Genomic DNA, 20,614 nt, shown 5'->3' with positions numbered 1-20,614 from the left:
GTACGCCACCTTTTGAATGATTCTATATAAAACCAGTGACCACCGTACAAGTGTTTCAAGTGTTTTCACGCCGAACAGTCACACACCACCCTGCAAGTGTTTCTTCGATCCCTCTAGAAAACAGCCACGAGCAGTCTGCTGCACCGACCCTTCATCTAGAACACTTGAGTCCTGCGATTCTCGACTGTCTCGTTCTGGACCGAATCTAGAACTAGTACTACTATTATATATTTTATGGTAAAGGCAATAAATCATATTCACCATCGAACGTCCTACCTTATAGAATTCAAGCTACAAGTGCTTCAGGGCACCCAAATCTGCATATACGGATAGTCTTCTGATCATTTACTCTCAGTAGAATCGAACAGCCTACCGCTTCTTTAAGTATGCAGTGGGACCCTCCCCCTCCCCACCCCCACCCCTGCAAACACCGAGAACACTTGCAGGGTGGTGTGTGTGGGTCCCGCTTTTCCACCGACATTTCGTTATAAAGGTCTCTCGGCATCGATATAGCCTGCAATCCCTGCCACAGCGAACGATGGATGATATAGCGAACTAGCCTGCTCCCCACGCGCACGACACTGCTCTTTACTTTCTGACAGCCCGTAGACACCGTATGGACGACCTCACAGTGACGTTCGTCGACCGGGGCCGCGTACAGGCTGATCGAAACTTCGTCGTCGACGGCCACAGCGTCGCGACGGCCTCGGACCGCGACCCGGAACACGAGTACGAAACGTACGTCGTGTGGAACCTCATCGTAGAGACGCCCGAGATGACTATCCTCTGGGACACCGGCTCGCATCCGGAGGCCGGCGACGGATACTGGCCGACGCCGCTGTACGAGGCGTTCGCACACGTTGACGCCGAGGAGCACGCCCTGCCGGCGGATCTCGAAGATGCGGGCTACAGCATCGACGACATCGATGCCGTCGTGATGAGCCATCTGCATCTGGACCACGCTGGCGGCTTGCACAACTTCGCGGGAACAGACGTCCCGATCTACGTCCACCGGGAGGAACTCCCGTACGCGTACTACAGCGCCAATACGGACGACGGCTCTATCGCCTACCTCGCCAGCGACTTCGACCGGGACCTGAACTGGGAGATCGTCCACGGCGACAGCTATCATCTCACCGATGGGGTCGAACTGTTGCACCTTCCCGGCCACACGCCCGGACTCATGGGCGCGTTCATCGACCGCCCGGCACGGCCGCTCCTCGTCGTCGGCGACGAAGCGTACGTCGAGGCGAACTACGCGGGCCAGTCGATGGCGACGAGCCTCCTGTGGAACAACGGCGCGTGGAAGGAGAGCCTAGAGCGGTGCCGCGACCGACAGCGGGCGACGGGGGCTGAAGTGCTGCTCGGCCACGACCTCGCGGTGTTCGAGGATGTGTCTGGGACTGCGGATTGATTCGAGGTCCACGTCAGGTTAGTCCGACACAGCGACAAGCGTTCGGCGCTCCCCGTCGTCAGTCGCCACGACCCATCGGTCTTCGTGGCGCTCGATGACCGCCCACACGCCGAAAAACAGGTGCAACTCCAGTTCGAGACCGTTGACGCGCTCTCCGGTCTCCTCGATGCGGAACTCTCTGGACTCGGCCACGTTCGTCATCTCAAGAGCGAATGCCAACCGACGGCAAGCCGTAGTAATGGTCGCGCTGGCCGGTTCGAACGCGGCTCACTGTTCGAGATAGCCGTAGGTCTCCTCCAGATAGTCGATGATCCAGTCGACCGTCGACTCGTCGTAGGTCCAGAAGCCGTAGAACTCGCGTGGCTCGCGCTCCTCGGCCAGCAAGGCGCACTTCTGGGTCGGGTCACTGCCGCCGTCGAACACGACGAACCACGAGTCGGCGATCTCGTCCGACCGTTCCAGATGCAGCGAAAACGTGCTGTACTCGGGTGGTTCGACGTCAGGGACGGCGTAGGCGTGAACGTCCACGTCGGTCTCACCCAGCCGTTCGTAGAGGTCGAGTTCGCCCTGAAGCGTAGACAGTGTCTGGAAGCCGGCGTGCAGCGTTCCCTGTCCCACACGCCACGCGCGGTCTTCAATCTCGCGGGACGCGGCGGTCATCCGTTGGATGGACCACGAGGTGAACATCGTCTCGTCGAGGTGGTCGAGAATCGACGCGTACGGGCTGTTGTCCCGCGTGATGTACTGACGGCCTTCGTCAAGCGAGTCGGTGAACGAATTGAGGCTGGCGGCCGCGATGACCTCTTCGTCCTCGCTGAGAGTGATAAACTCGCCCGGGCGTCCGCTCTCAGTCTGCTCGGTCTGAACGTGGACGTTGCGGTCCGCGAAGCGCTCGCGCAGGTCTTCGGCCGCTGTCGGCCCGGCGTTGAAGATAGTCAGCGTCTTCTGATGGTCCTCGACGCCAGCGATGAGTTCCGTTAACGACATCCTCGACTGTACAACGGTATTCACTGTGTTAGTCGTTGCGGGAGGGAGTTACGCGGCTTACTATTAGTGGCTGACAAGTGTGGCTCGGGCGGATATATTGCCCCTGTGAACATCTCCCAATAGCGACGAACCCCATTTCGAAAACGGCAACCTGAGGTGCCTGAGACGAAAGATAACGATTAATGAGTGGTGATGTAGTGGAAAATCTTTAGTCATGGCCCCCCAACGGGATGATACGGCACCAGAGCTGGGGCCGAGGATTTCACCATGACAGACAACGAACTAATCTGGCGAATCGCCGGTGGTTCCGGTGACGGAATCGACTCGACAAGCCAGAACTTCGCGAAGGCCTTGATGTGGTCGGGGCTGAACGTGTTCACACACCGCCATTACCCGTCGCGTATCCGCGGCGGCCACACGTACGTGGAAGTACGTGCGAAAGACGAGCCAGTACAGTCCCGCGGGGACGGCTACAACTTCCTGCTGGCCCTGGGTGACTCCTTCGCCCGGAACCCGCAGGAAGAGGCCTACTACGGCAAAGAGGAGCTGAAACCGCTGTACGAGAACTTCGACGACCTCCGTGAGGGCGGCGTCCTCCTCTACGACGAGGGGCTGCTCGACGAGGAAGACGTCGACGAGATCGGTCTCGAAGAGGCCGCCGAGGAGAACAACTGGCACGTCGTCCCGATGGACCTCCGCGGCATCGCCAAGGAGCACGGCCGCGAGATCATGCGGAACACGGCCGGTATCGGCGCGACCGCGGCCATTCTCGACATCAGCACCGACGAGTTCGAGAAGCTCATCAAACAGAACATGAGCGGCGACATGCAGGAGGCGAACCTCAACGTCCTGCACGACGCCTACGAAGCCGCAAGCGAACTCGATGTCGATCACGACATCGAAGTCCCAGAGGGATCCCACGACGAGGAGCAGGTCATCCTCTCGGGCTCGAACGCCATCTCCTACGGCGCAATCGACGAGGGCTGTCGCTTCATCTCGGGCTACCCCATGACTCCGTGGACCGACGTGTTCACGATCATGTCACAGCACCTGCCCTCGTTCGGTGGGATCTCCGAACAGGTCGAAGACGAGATCGCGGCCGCCGCGCTGGCCCTCGGTGCGTCTCACGCCGGCGTGAAAGCCATGTCCGGGTCATCCGGCGGTGGCTTCGCGCTGATGTCCGAACCGCTCGGACTGGCAGAGATGACCGAGACGCCTATCGTGCTCGTCGAAGCGATGCGGGCCGGCCCCTCGACGGGGATGCCGACCAAGCCCGAGCAGGCGGACCTCGAACACGTCCTGTACACGTCACAGGGCGACTCCGCCCGCGTCGTGTTCGCGCCGGCGAACATCCGCGAGTGTTACACCCAGACCCGCTCGGCGTTCCGCATCGCCTACGAGTACCAGATCCCGGCTATCGTCATCTACGACCAGAAGATCCAGGGCGAACTCCGGAACCTCCCGGCCAGCCACTTCGACGAGGAACCGAACGCCGATCCCGGCTCGGTCCTCACCGAAGAGGAGATTCAGGACGCCGCACACCACTCCTCCGGGAAGTTCCAGCGGTTCCTCCACGAACCCGAAGACGGCTCGAACGTCAGCCCGCGCACTGTGCCGGGCCAGAAGGACGGCCGTTTCCTCGCGACGGGCAACGAGCACAACCCATCGGGCCACATCAGCGAGGACCCCGAGAACCGCATCGCCCAGATGAACCGTCGGCTCAACAAGCTCGACGACATCCGTGCTGATCTGGACGAGAACACGTCCCACCAGACCTACCACGGACCCGACGAGGCCGACTACGGCATCCTCGTGTGGGGCAGCCAGCAGGGGACCGTCTTCGAGGCCGTCGACCGGCTCAACGAGAACGGTCACTCCGTGAAGGCACTGGGCGTCTCCGACATGGCCCCGTACCCGGAAGACGAGGTCTCCGAGTGGCTCGAATCAGTCGACGAGGCGCTCGTCGTCGAGATGAACGCCACGGCCCAGTTCCGCGGCCTGACACAGAAGGAACTCGGCAAGTACGGCGACAAGATGTCGAGCCTCCTGAAGTACAACGGCAACCCCTTCGAGCCCGCCGAGATCGTCGACGGGTTCGAGTCCAGCATCGACGGCGAGGAACTCGCCGCGAGCAACATGAAGTACGTCCCCGCGGCAGGTGACTAACCAATGAGTGCATTCTCAGCAATCAACGAAGAACGCGAGATCGAGCGCGACGAGTTCACACCCGGCATCGAACCGCAGGCGACCTGGTGTCCGGGCTGTGGCGACTTCGGCGTCCTCAAGGCGCTCAAGCAGGCCATGCCGGAAGTCGGCAAGAACCCCGACGAAGTCGCGCTGTTCACCGGTATCGGCTGTTCCGGCAAGCTCAACAGCTACTTCAACAGCTACGGCTTCCACACCATCCACGGTCGCTCGCTGCCCGTCGCCCGGGCCGCGAAGCTCGCCAACCCCAACCTCGAAGTCATCGCGGCCGGCGGGGACGGCGACGGCTACGGCATCGGCGGGAACCACACCATCCACACGGCCCGTGAGAACCACGACATCACGTACATCGTGTTCAACAACGAGATCTTCGGGCTGACCAAGGGCCAGACGTCGCCGACGTCGCCGAAGGGCCACAAGTCCAAGACACAGCCCCACGGCTCGGCGAAGTCGCCGATCCGACCCCTGTCCCAGCAGCTCAACGCCGGTGCGACCTACATCGCCCGCACCGCGGCTGTCAACCCGAACCAGGCGAAGGAGATCATCGCCGAAGCCATCGAGCACGACGGCTTCGCGCACATCGACTTCCTGACCCAGTGTCCGACCTGGAACAAGGACGCGAAACACTACGTCCCGTACACGGACGTCCAGCAGTCCGACGAGTTCGACTTCGACGTCTCGGACCGCGCGGAAGCCGCCGAGATGATGCGAAAGACCGAGGAGCGACTGTACGAAGGTGAAGTCCTGACCGGTCGGATGTACGTCGAGGACGCGCGCCCCTCCTACGGCGAGGAGAAGCGCCAGATCGGCGAGATGCCCGACGAACCGCTCGCAGAGCGGTACTTCGACGAGGACGCGGAGTGGGAGCGGACCTACGACAACCTCCTCGAACATCACAAATAAGGCCCGCTACTGGACTGCAGACACCACCTCGAACGTGGGTTTCTGGTTCGGAAGATATTTTTTCATGCACCGAAAAGATTACTCCATGAGTGCCGAGTCCACGGAGCGTCGAATCCTGTCGGTCCTTGAAGAGGACGCACAGGCCTCGTACGCAGAAATCGCGGAACGAGCCGACGTATCGAAGCCGACAGTCCGGAAATACATCCAGAAACTCGAAGAGGAGGGCGTCATCGTCGGCTACTCCGCCGATGTCGACCCGAAGAAGCTGGCAGGCCAGTCGATTGCCCTGGTCGGCATCGACATCGCGAGCGATTGCTACGTCGAAGCCACGCGGAACCTCAAGGAGATCCCGGAGATGGAGGAACTGTACACGTCCAGCGGCGACCACATGCTGATGGCGGAGGTCCGAGCGATGGACGGGGACTCGCTGGCGGACGTCATCGAAGACAAGATTCTCGCGCTCGACGGTGTTACCGCCGCGCATCCGTCGTTTCTCCAGGAACGGCTGAAGTAACGGGTTTTTAGACGCTCCAGCGCTGACTGCACGGTATGCTTTCTCGGCTGGTGCTCGGACTCGGGCCGACGGCCGCGGACCTTCTCGACGCGATTAGCGACGACCGCGGCGACCTGACAGTCGTGACCCAGGACGAGCACCGTGCTGAAACGCTCCGAGCGGACGGTATCAACGTACTCGAAGCCGACCAGACTGACCCATCTGTTCTCGCCGACCTCGACGTTCACCCTGAGAGCGTCATCGTCGCCAGTGAAGACCCGGAACGGAACGCCGACGCGGCGACGGCCGCCCGTGACTGCTTTCCCGACGTGTTTCTGCTCGCCTACGCCGGCCGCGGCGCGACGGCGGACCAGCGCGACCGACTCGATAGCGTGGCGGACCGGCTGGTTACGCCGGAGTCTGTCGTTACCGACTACGTCACCCAGTCGGTCGGCGACGAGGGAACGCGGGCCAGACAGCTCCATCAGGTACTGCGGGACATCGACGATCACCTCGCCGTCGTCACGCACGACAACCCCGACCCGGACGCGATTGCCAGTGCTGTCGCCCTCGGCGCGCTCGCTGAACGGGCCGACTGCGAGGTGACGATCTGTTACTACGGGGAGATTTCCCATCAGGAGAACCGGGCGTTCGTCAATCTCCTCGAATTCGATCTCCGGAACCTCGATGCCGATTCGCCGGACGAACTGGACGCGTTCGACGCGTTCGCGCTGGTCGACCACTCCAGAGCCGGCGTCAACGACCAGCTCCCGCCCGAGACTCCCATCGACATCGTCATCGACCACCATCCGCCGCGCGTCCCAATCGAAGCCCGCTTCGTCGACCTCCGGAGCGGCGTCGGGGCGACGAGTACGTTACTGGTCGACTATCTCCAGCGGTTCAACATCGACATTCCGACCACAATCGCGACGGGCCTGCTGTTCGGTATTCAGGTCGACACGAAGGACTTCCGCCGGGAGGTCGCTGCCGCGGACTTCGAGGCCGCCGCGCATCTCGTGACGAACGCCGATATGGCGACGCTCCAGCGCATCGAAGACCCGAGCGTGAGCCCGGAGACGCTGTCGGTCATCGGCCGCGCGATCGCGAACCGCGAACAGGAGGGCTCGGTGCTCCTGACCGGCGTCGGCGAGATCAGTGATCGGGACGCGCTCGCGCAGGCGGCTGACAGGCTGCTCGATCTCGAAGGCGTTCAGGCGACGATGGTGTACGGCGTCGTCGACGGGACGATTTACGCGTCCGCTCGGGCACGCGGCGCGGATATCGACCTCGGCGAGGCGCTGCGGGACGCCTTCGGACAGATCGGGTCCGCGGGCGGTCACGCCGATATGGCGGGCGCACAGATCGACCTGGGGATGATCACCGTCGACGACCGCGAGGAGTCGCTGGAAGAGATCGTCCGCTCTATCGTCTCGGACCGGTTTCTCGACGCTATCCAGTCGCGGTCTCACCGGTTGCTCGGCCGCGTCTACGCACGCTCTGACTACGACGTGGCCGCGTTCACGGAGTCGACGGCGCTCAGACGGGACAGCGGAGACACCATCACGACGGCTGGAGACACGCCTGCAGGGTCGAGCGACGACACCGCAACGGACTGGAACAGCGATGTGCTGTTTCTGGAAGACGGCGACGAAGACGGAGGCGACGAGCCAGAACAGGCGGACGACGCGGCTGAGCCGCCGGACGACGAGTCAGAACAGGCGGACGACACCCCGGAGACGCTCGTCGAACCCGACGACAGCGAGCCGTCGTAGGCGAGCCTTTTTTGCCGTCGGTCGAGAACGTCGCGCCGATGGAGGAATCGAGTCGACCGACGGTCGGAGACTACATGACACGCGAGGTTGCCACCGTCGAACTCGACGACACTGTCGGGGAGGTCGCCCGACGTATCGCCGACAACGACCACTTCAGCGGGTTTCCGGTAACGGACGGCCGCCGCGTCGAAGGGTTCGTCAGCGCGCGCGACCTGCTGCTCGCCGAGGACCACGAGCCGATGTTCCGCGTGATGACCGACGACATCCTCGTGGCGCACCCGGACATGGCCGTTCAGGACGCGGCGCGCGTCATCCTCCGGTCGGGCATCCAGAAACTCCCGGTCGTCGACGACGCCGGCCACCTCGTCGGCATCATCTCGAACGCCGACGTGATCCGCTCACAGATCGAACGGGCGACACCGGGCAAAGTGGACAAGCTCGGCCGGACGCTGGAGAACATCCACGGCATCACGACACACGAAGGCCGACGGGAGGTGGAGCTCGACGACCTGACGCCGACACAGACGACGGTGTACGCCGACGAACTCGAAGGCCGGGTGTACGAACTGGAACGCGGGCTGGCGGAACCGCTCGTCGTCATCGACAACGGCGGGGACCTCCTGCTGGCTGACGGCCACCACCGCGTGAAAGCCGCCGCGCGGCTCGATATCGACGAAATGGACGCCTACGTCATCGTTCTCGACGAGACGGTCGAACTGGGGATGGCCGAGACGGCCGCAGACTCCGACCTGGAGTCGATCGACGATATCGAGGTCGTCGACTACGCGCACCACCCGCTCGTCCAGACGACGGAACGACTCCAGGATTAGTCCCCGCCGGTGTGTCTGACGGTAACATCAAGCTTGCCCGAACCTTCTTACTAAATCATGACATACACCGGAGTATGTTCGACGAGTCGGACCTCCAGCGCATCCGCGAGCAGAAAGGCGAGTGGGAAGCCGAGACACTGGACCCCGTACTGGACGCCTACGGCGAACGCAAGGAGCAGTTCGCGACGGTCTCAAACCTCGACGTAGACCGGCTGTACACACCTCTCGACGTGGACGACGTCGATTACGAGGAAGACATCGGCTTCCCCGGTGAGGAGCCGTTCACACGCGGCGTCTATCCGACGATGTACCGCGGCCGGCAGTGGACCATGCGGCAGTTCGCGGGCTTTGGCACCGCCGACGAGACCAACGAGCGGTTCCACTATCTCATCGACGAGGGCCAGACCGGGCTCTCGACGGCTTTTGACATGCCGACGCTGATGGGAATCGACTCCGACGACGTGATGGCCGACGGCGAGGTGGGCAAGGAGGGTGTCGCCGTCGACACGCTGGCGGACATGGAGCGGTTGTTCGACGGCATCGACCTCGGTGAGGTCTCGACCTCCTTCACGATCAACCCCAGCGCCCCCGTCATCTACGCGATGTACATCGCGCTGGCCGACCAGCAGGGCGTCCCGCGCGAGGAGATCCGGGGGACCCTCCAGAACGACATGTTCAAGGAGTTCATCGCACAGAAGGAGTGGGTCATCCCACCGGAGCCGTCGCTGAAGCTCGTCACCGACACTATCGAGTTCGCCAGTCAGGAGACCCCGAAGTTCAAGCCCATATCGGTGTCGGGGTATCACATCCGGGAGGCCGGCTCGACAGCCGTACAGGAACTCGCGTTCACCCTCGCGGACGGCTTCGCCTACGTCGAAGACTGTCTGAACCGGGGGCTTGAGGTCGACGAGTTCGCCCCACAGCTCTCCTTTTTCTTCAATTCGCACAACTCCATGTTCGAGGAGATCGCGAAGTTCCGCGCGGCCCGGCGCATCTACGCCCGGGTGATGGACGACTGGTACGACGCGGAGGCCGACGCCAGCAAGCAACTGAAGTTCCACACCCAGACCGCCGGCCAGTCACTGACGGCCCAGCAACCGCTGAACAACATCGTCCGCGTGACGATTCAGGCCCTCGCAGGTGTGCTGGGCGGGACCCAGAGCCTGCACACCAACAGCTTCGACGAGGCGCTGGCGCTCCCGTCCGAGCAGGCGGTGCGGGTCGCCCTCCGCACACAGCAGATCATCGCGGAGGAGTCGGGCGCCGCCGACATCGTCGACCCGATGGGCGGCAGTTTCGCCATCGAGTCGCTGACCGACGAGGTCGAGGAGAAGGCGATGGCCTACATCAACCACATCAGGGACGAACTCGGTGACGGGTCGGTCCGCGACGGCGTTATTCAGGGGATTCAGGACGGCTACTTCCAGCGCGAGATTCAGGACGCCGCCTACGAGTACCAGCAGCGCGTCGAGAGCGAGGAAGAGGTCATGGTCGGCGTCAACAAGTACACCGTCGAGGAAGACACCGAGCCCGAAATTCTCACCGTTGACGAGGACGTGCAGGAACGCCAGCGGGACAAGCTTGCGACGGCCAAGGCAGAGCGCGACGACGCGGCCGTGGAAGCGGCGCTCGACGAACTGCAGCAGGTGATCACGGACGGCGGGAACGTCATGCCCGTCATCATCGACGCGGTGAAAGCCTACGCGACGATGGGCGAGATCATGGCCGTCTTCGAGGCAGAGTACGGGAGCTATCAGGAAACGGCCAGCGTCGCCTGACTGGACAGAGCGTACGCTCAATCGTCGCTTGAAGGACTGCTTTCGAGGTGTAACCAATCTCCATCATCACCCGATCAGGCACACTGATACGACCCGAGCCGTTCCTGGCTGACGGATTCGGACCCGTTCAGGTTGGTCGACTCGGTCAGGACAATCAACTCCACGCGTTCCATCGCGTCGTCGTGGCGTTGATTCCACCGGGAACACAGATACGTTGCGAGCGACCGTCGAAGACTGGGTTCGTGACGGGCTGTCCCGAGGAACTTCTTCCAGCGCTGGTTCGGAAACCGGTCTGACACCTCCGGCGGCCGAGAGAGAGTGACCGGCTCCCCGGTAAGCGCGTCGACCCGGTTCCCGGACTCCAGAGTTGCCGGGGCCGCGTACCACCACGTTTCCTGTGGCGGGTCTGGCGCGAACATGTTCCAGCTCCGGTCCTCGATTCTGTCCGGCGTACCTGTCGGTGCGGCGACGAAACCGACCGCGATAGCGTTGAGAACGACAATGGCGACGATCCCGAGCGACGCCAGCGAAGACGTCGTCGTGGGGAACCAGAGTTGCGAAGGACCTGTCGCTGAATCCGGCCCCCGCGGGCGCAACGCTTCGATGGCGGCGGGCCAGCGGTCCGCGAGCGCGTCCCAGAACGGCGTCGGGAGAAACAAGACCAGCCCGAGAATCGAGACGAGCGGAAACACACCCAGGAGAAACGAGAACGCCATACAGACGTGTGCGGTGACGAACGCCGCGACCAGTCCCGTCCGGTACCGTCCGGTCCAGATGAGCAACAACGGGGACCCGACGAGCAAGGCGAGCCAGAGCCAGTTCCCCAGGACCAGCACCGGGTCCCAGCCCGCAACCACGTCACCAACACGGACAGTGAGGTGGTCGAGCTGGAACACGTACCGCACCGCGGTCCCCCGGTGCCAGTACGTACCGCGAAACTTCATGAGGCCGTTCGTCACATACACGGCCAGTACTTGCAGGAGGATGCCCGCAGTGCCGGCGATGGCGACCCGTGTCGGCGCAGACTCCGGCGACCCATTTTCCCAGCCACAGCCAAGCGGGAGGAGGAGGCTCCAGAACAGCAGCCGGCGAAACAGCGTATCGCCGGCGTTGAGGACGACAGGGTTCCGGAGCTGTATCGATACGAGCAGGACGAACGCGACGCCCGCGCTCAGGCGGGGCCGGTAGCCCACTACCAGCGCCAGTCCTGCGAGCGCCGTCAGTCCGAGGGCCACCAGCGGGAGCCAGACGGTCCCCGAGAAAGCGAGCGGCGACACGTCTCCCAGAACCGGATACAGTTCAGCCAGTGTCGAGCGCGGGAGCGCGCCGCTATCGGTGTAAAAGGCGACGATGTCCGACCACCGTAGGACAATATCGACGATGAGACACAGCCCGAGCCCCGCTCTGAACGCTGCGAGCGCACGTCGGTCGATAGCGATTCGGTGGACCAACCACTGACGGAGGGGAAATTCGGGGCGCATTTGTAGGGAGGGCGGTGAGACACCGGCTTGCTGTCACGCAGGCGACTAGCAGCCGATTTTCTGTCGGATTAAAATAAACTAACGGAATCGGGCATCAGATAGCTGAGGGGTCCACAGCGGTACGAGGAACTGGTTCACACGGCAAGATATACTGCAGCAACGGACACTCAGGAACTGGCCGCGTCGTCGATTCGCTCGGAGACGTACACGACGAGGCCAAGCAACACGCCGAGGACGATGCCGATAGTGACGAACCCGTAGATGGCGACGCCAAACGGCGTCGGTGGCAGCGCGATCACACCGAACAGTTCCGGTTCGAGGTCTTCCGGTCGGATGCTGCCGAGCACGAACCCCATCACGCCGGCAAGAACAACAATAGCAACGTACAGGCGAAGGACGATTTGCTGTCCGGACCTGGCCTCGGCTGACTCGCTCATGTGGGAACAACGGCTCGGAGACGATTAGCCTTTTTCACTTCCACGCCGTAGCTATCCTATGTCACAGAAGGAACTGTTGTTTCTCGTCCTGACCGGAATCGCGCTCATGATGTTCGTGACGGCCATGGTACTCGTCTCCGGCGCGAGCTAACAGGCACTGTCCGTTCGGACGTAGCCGCGAACGACAGAAGTAGACGAAAACAGAATTCGGCCGCTTACGAGTCGTCTTGTTCTTCTTCGCCGCCGTCAGCGAGCAGCGAGGGGTCCTTCTCCGGCGCTTCGGCTTCGAGCTGCTCGTCGAACCACTGGAACTCGCGGTCCAGCATGCCGTCGCGTTCGAGGTTCCACGGGTCGCCGTCCTCGACTTTCGGGCCTTCGAGCCAGGACTGGACGATGTTCCAGACGAAGAACAGCTGGCCGATGAACAGGATGACCGCACCCACCGTCGCCGCTTGGTGGAAGGTGCTGACCTGCGTCAGCGGTGCGATAGCGCCGTCGAATTCGTAGGTGGCGTACCGGCGCGGCATCCCCAGGTAGCCGAGCGCGAGCATCGCGAAGAACGTGATGTTGGTCCCGACCATCGAGAACCAGAAGTGCGCCTTCCCGAGCGTGCGCTGGTACATCCGCCCGGTGAATATCGGGAACCAGTAGTAGATGCCGGCGAAGGCCGCGAAGCCGATGGCACCCATCACGATGTAGTGGAAGTGCCCGACGACGTAGTAGGTGTCGTGCAGAATCAGGTCGACGGGGATGGAAGCGAGGAACACGCCCGTAACACCGCCGATGATGAAGTTCGAGACGAAGCCGATACAGAACAGCATCGGCGTCGTCAGGCGCAGGCGGCCGTTCCACATCGTCGTGATCCAGTTGAACGTCTTGACTGCGCTCGGTATCGCGATAGCCAACGAGACAGCCATGAACGACGCCCGGAGCCGCGGGTCCATGCCCGTCGAGAACATGTGGTGGGCCCAGACGCCAAAGGAGAGGACCCCGATGGCAAGCGTCGAGTAGACGACGAACTTGAAGCCGAACAGCTTCCGGCCCGAGAACTTCGGCAGGATGAGGCTGACCAGTCCCATCGGCGGCAGGACGAGGATGTACACCTCGGGGTGGCCGAAGAACCAGAACAGGTGCTGCCACAGCAGCGGGCCGCCACCCTCGACGGCGAAGAACGTCGTCGAGAGGTTCCGGTCCAGGAGGAGCATGACGATGGCGCTCCCCAGCAGCGGGAACGCGAACAGGATGAGCGCGGACTGGGTGAGGATCGTCCACGAGAAGATGTCGAGGTTCGCCCAGTTGACCTCCTCGTTGCGCTCCGTGAAGATGGTCGCGATGAAGTTGATCGCGCCCATCGTCGCCGCAACGCCCGAGAGGTGCAGTCCCAGCAGCATCAGGTCGACGCCGGGGTTCGCCTGCTCGACCGACAGCGGCGTGTACATCGTCCAGGCCGTACGAGCCGGCTCGATCATGTTCTCGGTCACCGGCGCGAGGAAGAATCCGGCCCAGATAAGCAGGGCCGCCGGCGGAAGCAGCCAGAACGCGATGGCGTTGATACGCGGGAACGCCATGTCGTCAGCCCCGATGAGCAGGGGGATGAAGTAGTTCGCGAACGCCGCGATGATGGGCGTCCCGAACAGGAACAGCATCGTGATGCCGTGACTCGTCAGGATGGAGTTGTAGGCGTTGTTGCCGAGGATGGCCCCGGCGGGCGTGACGAGCTGGAGGCGGATGAGCATCGCCATGATGCCGCCCACGGCGAATGCGATGACCGCGTACACCCCGTACAACAGACCGATGTCCTTGTGGTCGACGGTTGTTAGCCAGCGAATGATACCTGCGGGTTTCTCACGGTTGATGACCGCTGCCTCGTCACCCGTGACGGCCCCGCCACCCGCGAGCGGCGTATACGAACGCCAGTTCTCGACACGGGTGAGAAGCGCGGCGACGCCGACGAGGAGGACGGCCATCAGCCCCGTCAGCACAATATCTCCTGCTACCATAGTCGTCCTTCAGGACTGGGACATTATCAAAGGGTCGATTCCTGCAGCAACGATCATAAAACACGGCTTCCATCCGGCGGTGAAACCGCAGAAAGGAGGGATCACCTCGCACTGTCATCCGGTAGCGACCGCGGTCGGTCTTCGAAACGGTTTGTCTGAACCCGTCCGCTCAGTCTTCGTGGCCGAGTTCGCCGCTCTCCTTCTCGGCGTTCTCGACGGCCTTCCCCGCGTAGTAGGTCAGGACAGCGAGCAACAGGAACATCGAGATGATCAGTGCGAACTGCATTCCGGAGAAGACGGGATCCGTTCCGAATGCCGGGAACGCGGCGAACGCGACGATGAAGAAGAGGAGGATCCCGAGCGGGATAACGTTCACAGTGAGGTCGAGCAGGGTGTCTTTTTCGAACCCGAACAGTGCCATGCCTGTCCGTTAGCACAGGTCGGTAAATAGAGTGTTGGTTTCCGAACCGGGCGGGTACCCGTCTCAGGCCGCGGTCTGTTCCATTATCGAGGCGACGCCACCCATCGCGATCATCACGGTGCCCGCCGCGGCGACGGCCACCAGCCGAGTGAGGAGTGGCCCGGTCCCGACGTTCGAGAGCGCGATATCGGCGACCGGGACCTGCCAGACCGCAAACGCGGCGGCGAGGACGATAAGAACCACTCCCACGCCCAGCAGGGTCGGCCACGGCCGTTCCACGTACCCGGACTCCGTGAGGATACCGGCGATACTGCCGCCGAACAGTATCAGTCCGAAGACGGCTACCGGAAAGAGTCCGACGAACACGCCGATCTCTGACAGTGCTAATCCCAGTGCGACGAACAGCGGCCACGGGCTCGCAGTCGGATACTGGTCGCTTAGTCCCGGCTCCTCTGCCATACACGTACTTACACTCGAATCGGCATATGTCCATCGGACCGCGCCCGTGGGCACAAACTATTTGTCTGCCATCCGGCTTGGTGGGAGTAATGAGTACACGCACGGTCGAACGGGTCGACGGCTGGGAGTCGGTTCCGTTCGACGGCGGGTTCGCGGGCCTGCAAGACCTCGCCGGGCAGGAGTTCTCCGGCGCGGTCATCACGGGTCCGACGCGCCTGTTCATGTTGAACGGGACCGTCGTCGGCGTCCTCGACGGCACTATCGAGGACTTCGAGGACGCGTCGGGAACAGCCAAGCGGTCACCCCACGAGGCCTTACCCCTGCTTGCAGTGATGCAGGAGCGGGCCGACGAGGTGAAAGCGCAGTACTACACCGAAGACACCGCGCTTGCAGACGTCGATCAAACCCTGTCGAGCGGCAACTTTACGGGCTTTATCGAACTCTCGGAGAACGTCCTCTCGGGCGACTACTACACCGTCTACCACCAGGGCCGCTCGATGAGCGTCGCGTGGGTCGGGAACTCTGACAACCTCATCACCGACGACGAGGCCTTCGAAACGGCCAACGACGAGGTCGGCATCTACGAGGTCATGCCGGTCGACATCGAGCCGATCGAGATTCCGGAACCGCCGGACGACGAGGCGGACGAGCAGTCAGCGGACCCGGCGGCCGCCGGCGTCGATCCGCTCGACGCTGGCGACGAGACGGCTGTCGCCGACGTACCCACTGACGAGGGTGCGGTAGATAGCACGCCGACAGAGACGGCAGCACCAGACGAACCGACACCACAGGGCGACGCCAGCGATGAACTGGCGGACCCATCCCCGGACCCCGTCGGAGATACCGAAGCCGATGGAACCGACGAGGCTGAACAGGCCCAGACCGCAGCAGAGTCGACACCGGACCGCGGCCCTGCAAGCAGCGGCCCGCCGGGGTCGAAAGCCGCCGGTGCGACTCCGGGCCGGTCCCGCCGCAGTTCCGAGTCGGACGAGCAATCGAGCGTGGCCGAGAAGCCGAATACGGACAGCCAGCCAGACAGCGGAGCGACCGACCGGGCGGCGACAGATACTGACACCGCGACCCAGACAAAACCGAACAACGACGCCGCGACCCAGACGGAACCGGACAACGACGCCGCCGAACGGGAGACCAGAGTGGGTGAGACTGCCGGGGAGACCGAACCGAAACGCCCGGCGACGGACCCGTCACAAACGCAGGAAGCCCAGCAGGCGAGTGCTCGGAGTTCCCAGTCACAGAGCGACCAGACGGCTTCGACGGACCGTCGCGCCGAACCGACCGACTCGAAACCGAACCAGAGCACCGAGTCACGGCCGTCCCAGGCACAGTCCGGGACTGGAGCGGCAACGCCGACGCCGGACGCCGGTTCTGGCGGGTCAACGACGGACCTGGAGACGCGCTCGGTCCCGTCGCTGGACCCGAACAAGTCCGGTGGTGCTCGTGAAAGCATGACAACCAGCGTGTCCCCCACCCAGACGCCACCGACAGGTGGGCAACAGGCCTCGACGCCGCGACGTGACCAGCCAGCACAGGACGACTCGGCACCGTCGACCGAATCCAGTGTGCAGGGACCAGCACCGGCACAGGAGAGCCGTCGCACACCTGCGAAAGACCCACAGCCGGCCGAGACGCCCAAGACCCAGCCTTCGACAGAGGACCAGCGACAGTCGCCTGCCGACGAAGAGCCGACACCGCGCGAGCAGGAGCGCGTCGCGGAACTGGAGTCCGAACTGGAACAGCGGGCCGAGACGGTGTCGGAACTCGAATCCGAACTCACAGATCTGGAAGCCACGAACCAGGAACTCCGGGACGAGCGCGACCGCCTGGAGTCGGAGCTAGCCGACGCACGGGCCGAGATCGACCGGCTGGAGGAGCAACTCGACGAGCAGGACGACACCGCTGCGTGTGGCACCCGGCTCAGCGTCGGCGAGGCGATAAACGGGACGAACCTCTTCGTCAGGTACGACTCGAAAGGCAAGGCGACGCTGGAGGAGGCCAGGGACGGCGAGGCGAGCCGTGATGAAGTCGAGGCGAACCTCAGGCTGGAGTACCACACGCAGTTCGAGGCCGAGGGCGCCACGGTCAACGGGACGCCCTTCGAGGAGTTCCTCGAGGACAGCATCCAGTACCGCTTCGTCAACTGGCTCATCCGGAACCTCCTCTACGAGATTCGGGACACCGGCCACGCGGGAGCGATGAAGGACCTCTACGAGGGCCTTCCGGCTATCGACCGCGCCGAACTGAACGGCAACGTCACGGTGACCTACACGGAGGACGGCCAGGAGAACCGCTCGCAGGAGCGGTTCGACGTCGTCGTCCGCGACCGGATGGGGAACCCGCTGGTCGTCGCCAACATCAACGACTCGCGCGAACCGGCCTCCGAGGGCCAGATGTCGGACCTCATCCGGAACGCCGAGCGGGTCGGCAACGCCTCCGGATCGCTTGCGTCGGCGTTTCTCGTCACGAGCAGCTTCTTCGAGCCGGGGGCGCTCGAAACCGCCGAAGAAGCCACTTCCAGTGGGCTGTTTAACCGCGATAAGCGGAAGAGCTTCGTGAACCTCTCGCGCAAGGAGGGCTTTCACCTCTGTCTGTTAGAAGCGAGAAACCAGGAGTTCCACCTGGCGGTCCCGGAACTCTGAGAAAGAAGCTTAGCCTTCGATTTCGGCCGCGTCTTCGATCTTCATACCTTCGAGCTTGTCGATGATTTCGTCGACCTTCTCGTCTAAGTCGTCGACGAACTCACCGGTCTGTTCGGTCGTGATCGCACCCTGGCTGGAGGGCTCGATGAGGTTCTCCTCTTCGAGAACGCGCAGGGAGTACCGCACCTTGTGGTGCGGGTAGCCGGTTTCGTTGGACATCTTCACGATACCGATAGGCTCGTTCTCGATAACCATGCGAAGCACCTGCAAGTGGCGCTCCAGCATGTCAACTTCCTTTTCAAGCCTGTCTATCATGGCAATTGTTAACTTGTGTTTGCGGTATTTAAAGGTTCTCCCTCGGCCAATCGCTACAACGTTGATACGTTCGAACAGGGGTATCTTAAAACCGTCGTAACGGTTCACATGGGTACTGCTCACGAGCGTGATTTCCGGACCGTAATCTGTTTATCACGGTGGATGGAAGGTGCGTGCGATGACCGTAACCATCGTCGGCTCACAGCTCGGCGACGAAGGGAAGGGCGGCATCGTCGACCTGTACGGCGACGACGTGGACGTCGTCGCGCGCTATCAGGGCGGCGACAACGCCGGCCACACCGTCGTCCACGAGGGCGAGGAGTACAAGCTCTCGCTGGTTCCGAGCGGAGCCATCCGCGGCAAGGTCGGCGTCCTCGGCAACGGGTGCGTCGTCAATCCGCGAACGCTGTTCGACGAGATAGACACGCTCCAGGAACGCGGCCTCGACCCGGACGTTCGCATCGCCGAACGAGCACATGTCATTCTCCCATTCCACCGGGTGCTCGACGGCATCGAAGAGAAGGTAAAGAGTGAAACAGACCAAGAAGTCGGAACGACGGGCCGGGGTATCGGCCCGACCTACGAGGACAAGGCCGGCCGGCGCGGCGTTCGCGTCGGCGACCTGCTCGACCCGGACGTGCTCCGAGAGCGCCTCGAATACGTCGTCCCGCAGAAGCGGGCCGTCGTCGAGGACGTGTACGGCCTCGACGTCGACGAGCTTGACGATCCGGATGCCTTGGACGTGGACGCCATCTTCGAGGAGTTCCGCGAGTTCGGCCGCCGCTTCGAGGCCGAGGACATGACCGTCAACGCCGGAGCCTTCCTCAGCGCGACCATCGACGAGGGCCAGAACGTCATGCTGGAGGGCGCACAGGGGACCATCATCGACATCGACCACGGGAACTACCCCTACGTCACCTCCTCGAACCCGACGGCCGGCGGCGCGGCGACCGGGACCGGACTCAGCCCCGGCGTCGTCGGCGACGGCGAAGTCATCGGTATCGTGAAGGCGTACCTCACCCGCGTCGGGAGCGGCCCGCTGCCGACCGAACTCGGCGGCGTCGTCGGCGACACGCCCGGCTACGACGAGCAGGGCGAAGGCGAGAACGAGGAACTGGCGAACTACATCCGCGAGGAAGGCGGCGAGTACGGGACCGTCACCGGCCGCCCGCGACGTGTCGGCTGGCTCGACCTGCCGATGCTGCGCCACTCCACGCGCGTGTCCGGCTTTACCGGCATCGCCATCAACCACCTCGACGTGCTCGCCGGCCTCGACGAAGTGAAAGTCGGTCACACGTACACGCTCGACGGCGAGGAACTGGCGTCGATGCCCGCGACGACCGAGCAGTGGAAGCGCTGTGAAGCCAACTTCAAGTCCTTCGACGGCTGGCCCGAGGTCGACTGGGCGAACGCCGCCGACGAGGGGTACGACGCGCTGCCGGAGAACGCGAAAGCCTACGTCGAATACATCGAGTCCGAACTCGACACGCCGGCCTACGCCATCGGCGTCGGCCCCGGCCGCGGCGAAACTATCGTTCGCGAGCACCCGTTCTAGCGGGCTGTTCTCCCTACTTCGACGTTTGAGGGGGCAGACGCGATTACCCAGTGACGTGGCGACACTCACTGGGAGAGCGGCAGACTTTTGCGACCGCCGGTCTTGGTCGACTGTATGAAAGAGGACCTGATGGAAATTATTTGCTGCCCTCTGGACAAGCACGACCTCGACCTCGAAGTGACGGAGCGCGACGACGGCGAGATTCTGTCGGGCGAACTCACCTGTACCGAGTGTAGCGAGACGTTCCCCATCGAGGACGGCATTCCGAACCTGCTCCCGCCGGATATGCGCGACGAGGCACCGGCCTGAACCTTTTTTTCCTCGCCCCGCGGAGTCACGTCCGTGCCTGACTCCCTGCCCGTGCACCTCAATCGGACGGACATCCACAGCCTGGAGGTTCCAAACGAGTTCGACGCGACAGGGAGTTTCGACGTACGATTAGTCAATCACGGCGAGGCCCTGCACGTCCATCTTCACCTCGACGACTCGCTCTCCTCCGTCGCATCGCTCGACGCCACGAACCACCACGTACGGGCCGAAACCGACCGACTGGTCAGGATAACTGTCGACGGTGACGGCCCGGTCCGCGGCAAGCTAAAGGTCGTGACGGGGTACGGCGCCGAGACCCGGTACATCGACATCTACATCCCGGAAGGCGGGACCGAGAACGAACCGGTCATCGTCGACGACGAGCTGTCGAAGCCACAGCCGAAATCGGCGACGGAATCGGAACCCGGGCTCGAAGACCTGTCCGCGGGACCGATACTGGCGGCTGGCGGTTTCACGGTCCTGATTGCGGGCCTCATCACGCTGGTTCTCACCGAGAGCCTGCTGTTGACCGCTGTCGCAGTCCTCGCAGTCACAATCGTGCTGGGACTTCTGTCCGTCGCCGTTCGCTCGTCCTGAA

General features: G+C 63.1%; 19 protein-coding genes. 11 read left to right on the top strand and 8 right to left on the bottom strand.

Annotated features, from left to right (window positions below; genetic code table 11):
• Positions 1-616 precede the first annotated feature (616 nt).
• Positions 617-1,414 (top strand): N-acyl homoserine lactonase family protein, encoded by a 798-nt coding sequence (locus C442_RS19165; protein ID WP_008313350.1) that lies wholly within the window; start codon positions 617-619, stop codon positions 1,412-1,414.
• Positions 1,415-1,432: 18 nt separating this feature from the next.
• On the opposite strand, the gene C442_RS19160 is transcribed toward C442_RS19165, so the two are convergent.
• Together C442_RS19160 and C442_RS19155 are read right to left on the bottom strand one after the other, a co-directional pair.
• On the bottom strand, positions 1,433-1,615 hold the full coding sequence (locus C442_RS19160; RefSeq protein ID WP_008313347.1) for a hypothetical protein: 183 nt from the start codon (positions 1,613-1,615) through the stop codon (positions 1,433-1,435).
• 66 nt (positions 1,616-1,681) lie between these two features.
• Positions 1,682-2,401 (bottom strand): DICT sensory domain-containing protein, encoded by a 720-nt coding sequence (locus C442_RS19155; RefSeq protein WP_008313345.1) that lies wholly within the window; start codon positions 2,399-2,401, stop codon positions 1,682-1,684.
• Positions 2,402-2,668: 267 nt separating this feature from the next.
• Between C442_RS19155 and C442_RS19150 the strand changes: the two genes are divergently transcribed.
• The 6 genes from C442_RS19150 (at position 2,669) to C442_RS19125 (ending at position 10,382) form a co-directional block, all read left to right on the top strand.
• Entirely contained in the window at positions 2,669-4,567 is a 1,899-nt protein-coding gene (locus C442_RS19150) for a 2-oxoacid:acceptor oxidoreductase subunit alpha (RefSeq protein WP_008313343.1), read from the top strand.
• A gap of 3 nt (positions 4,568-4,570) precedes the next feature.
• Positions 4,571-5,509, top strand: coding sequence for a thiamine pyrophosphate-dependent enzyme (locus C442_RS19145; RefSeq protein ID WP_008313341.1), 939 nt, complete (start codon positions 4,571-4,573; stop codon positions 5,507-5,509).
• Positions 5,510-5,594: 85 nt separating this feature from the next.
• Complete coding sequence (lrpA1, locus tag C442_RS19140) at positions 5,595-6,023, top strand: HTH-type transcriptional regulator LrpA1 (RefSeq protein ID WP_004591923.1); 429 nt, start codon at positions 5,595-5,597, stop codon at positions 6,021-6,023.
• A 35-nt stretch (positions 6,024-6,058) separates the two neighbouring features.
• Entirely contained in the window at positions 6,059-7,774 is a 1,716-nt protein-coding gene (locus C442_RS19135; protein ID WP_008313339.1) for a DHH family phosphoesterase, read from the top strand.
• Between the two features lie 38 nt (positions 7,775-7,812).
• Positions 7,813-8,604, top strand: a complete 792-nt coding sequence (locus C442_RS19130) for a CBS domain-containing protein (protein ID WP_008313337.1) — start codon at positions 7,813-7,815, stop codon at positions 8,602-8,604.
• A gap of 74 nt (positions 8,605-8,678) precedes the next feature.
• A complete protein-coding gene (locus C442_RS19125) occupies positions 8,679-10,382 on the top strand; it encodes a methylmalonyl-CoA mutase family protein (RefSeq protein WP_008313335.1) in 1,704 nt (567 codons plus the stop codon).
• Between the two features lie 74 nt (positions 10,383-10,456).
• Here the strand turns inward: C442_RS19125 and C442_RS19120 are convergent, their stop codons facing one another.
• The 5 genes from C442_RS19120 to C442_RS19100 all read right to left on the bottom strand — a co-directional run bounded on the left by C442_RS19120 (position 10,457) and on the right by C442_RS19100 (position 15,180).
• Positions 10,457-11,833: an HTTM domain-containing protein gene (locus C442_RS19120; RefSeq protein ID WP_008313334.1), complete on the bottom strand. Its 1,377-nt coding sequence runs from the start codon at positions 11,831-11,833 to the stop codon at positions 10,457-10,459.
• A 197-nt stretch (positions 11,834-12,030) separates the two neighbouring features.
• Positions 12,031-12,300, bottom strand: a complete 270-nt coding sequence (locus C442_RS19115) for a DUF7520 family protein (RefSeq protein ID WP_008313333.1) — start codon at positions 12,298-12,300, stop codon at positions 12,031-12,033.
• Between the two features lie 215 nt (positions 12,301-12,515).
• Entirely contained in the window at positions 12,516-14,300 is a 1,785-nt protein-coding gene (gene ctaD / locus C442_RS19110) for a cytochrome c oxidase subunit I (protein WP_008313332.1), read from the bottom strand.
• Positions 14,301-14,469: 169 nt separating this feature from the next.
• The gene (locus tag C442_RS19105) at positions 14,470-14,721 is read right to left on the bottom strand and encodes a DUF6684 family protein (RefSeq protein WP_008313331.1); all 252 of its coding nucleotides are present in this window, start codon (positions 14,719-14,721) and stop codon (positions 14,470-14,472) included.
• A 63-nt stretch (positions 14,722-14,784) separates the two neighbouring features.
• Complete coding sequence (locus C442_RS19100; protein WP_008313330.1) at positions 14,785-15,180, bottom strand: DUF7541 family protein; 396 nt, start codon at positions 15,178-15,180, stop codon at positions 14,785-14,787.
• An 89-nt stretch (positions 15,181-15,269) separates the two neighbouring features.
• Between C442_RS19100 and C442_RS19095 the strand changes: the two genes are divergently transcribed.
• Complete coding sequence (locus tag C442_RS19095) at positions 15,270-17,837, top strand: DUF7527 domain-containing protein (RefSeq protein ID WP_008313328.1); 2,568 nt, start codon at positions 15,270-15,272, stop codon at positions 17,835-17,837.
• A 9-nt stretch (positions 17,838-17,846) separates the two neighbouring features.
• On the opposite strand, the gene C442_RS19090 is transcribed toward C442_RS19095, so the two are convergent.
• A complete protein-coding gene (locus C442_RS19090) occupies positions 17,847-18,152 on the bottom strand; it encodes a hypothetical protein (RefSeq protein ID WP_004516266.1) in 306 nt (101 codons plus the stop codon).
• Between the two features lie 178 nt (positions 18,153-18,330).
• Between C442_RS19090 and C442_RS19085 the strand changes: the two genes are divergently transcribed.
• The 3 genes from C442_RS19085 to C442_RS19075 all read left to right on the top strand — a co-directional run bounded on the left by C442_RS19085 (position 18,331) and on the right by C442_RS19075 (position 20,613).
• Positions 18,331-19,707 (top strand): adenylosuccinate synthase, encoded by a 1,377-nt coding sequence (locus C442_RS19085; protein ID WP_008313325.1) that lies wholly within the window; start codon positions 18,331-18,333, stop codon positions 19,705-19,707.
• Positions 19,708-19,821: 114 nt separating this feature from the next.
• Positions 19,822-20,016 carry a methytransferase partner Trm112 gene (locus tag C442_RS19080; protein WP_004956717.1) on the top strand — a complete coding sequence of 65 codons (195 nt, stop codon included), beginning with the start codon at positions 19,822-19,824 and terminating at the stop codon, positions 20,014-20,016.
• Positions 20,017-20,049: 33 nt separating this feature from the next.
• On the top strand, positions 20,050-20,613 hold the full coding sequence (locus C442_RS19075) for a DUF7524 family protein (RefSeq protein WP_225306764.1): 564 nt from the start codon (positions 20,050-20,052) through the stop codon (positions 20,611-20,613).
• The last annotated feature ends 1 nt before the right edge of the window (position 20,614 follow it).

It is taken from the genome of Haloarcula amylolytica JCM 13557 (genome assembly GCF_000336615.1).
Taxonomy (GTDB): domain Archaea; phylum Halobacteriota; class Halobacteria; order Halobacteriales; family Haloarculaceae; genus Haloarcula; species Haloarcula amylolytica.
This window is presented reverse-complemented; position numbering and strand designations above follow the sequence as displayed.